Genomic DNA, 704 nt, shown 5'->3' with positions numbered 1-704 from the left:
TTCGGAAATCCTCGGATCAACGCTCGGTTGACAGCTCCCCGAGGCTTATCGCAGCCTCCTACGTCCTTCATCGGCTCCTGGTGCCCAGGCATCCACCGTGTGCCCTTAACAACTTGGCCACACAAAACCCCACACAACAGCGCCCGGAAGGACACCTGCTGTGCGGGCCTACAAGAACTCTCGACAAAACAAGAGTCAAAAGATGCTCGCGTCCACTGTGCAGTTCTCAACGTACGACCAGACACCGGTCACCCGACCCCACCAGACCCCCACCCCCCACAGGGAGCACAGCGGTATGAGATGCAGACCGGCCCTGACACGAGATCGCCTCCCACCCCCCGGGGATCGCTCCCCGGACAGTGGTCCGCTCTCTCAGGACCCAACAGCGTGCCTACGAACGGACCACCCGCACCCACCCCGTTCCACACCCGACAAGCGGGCCGTACTAGGAGCAGCCACAGCTGCCGGCCGAACTGGTCAGCGTTCCACCCTCCAGCACCACCCCAGGCGTCTCGCGCACCCTCCGGACTGGAAGGCACGTCTCGTCCTGGGCGCGGCTCTGCACCAGCAAGCATCACTTGCCGGTGAGAATGCTCCTTAGAAAGGAGGTGATCCAGCCGCACCTTCCGGTACGGCTACCTTGTTACGACTTCGTCCCAATCGCCGATCCCGCCTTCGACGGCTCCCTCCACAAGGGTTGGGCC

2 rRNA genes are annotated in these 704 nt (G+C 63.2%); both read right to left on the bottom strand.

Annotated elements, in window-relative coordinates:
* Nucleotides 1–119 (bottom strand): 23S ribosomal RNA (locus DQ239_RS20040); the annotation flags it as partial.
* 482 nt (nt 120–601) lie between these two features.
* Nucleotides 602–704: ribosomal RNA gene (locus DQ239_RS20035) — 16S ribosomal RNA — on the bottom strand; the annotation flags it as partial.

Source organism: Blastococcus sp. TF02-09 (assembly GCF_003319105.1).
Classification (GTDB): domain Bacteria; phylum Actinomycetota; class Actinomycetes; order Mycobacteriales; family Geodermatophilaceae; genus Blastococcus.
Note: the sequence above shows the minus strand (reverse complement) of the source record. Positions and strands in the feature narration are given on the sequence as shown.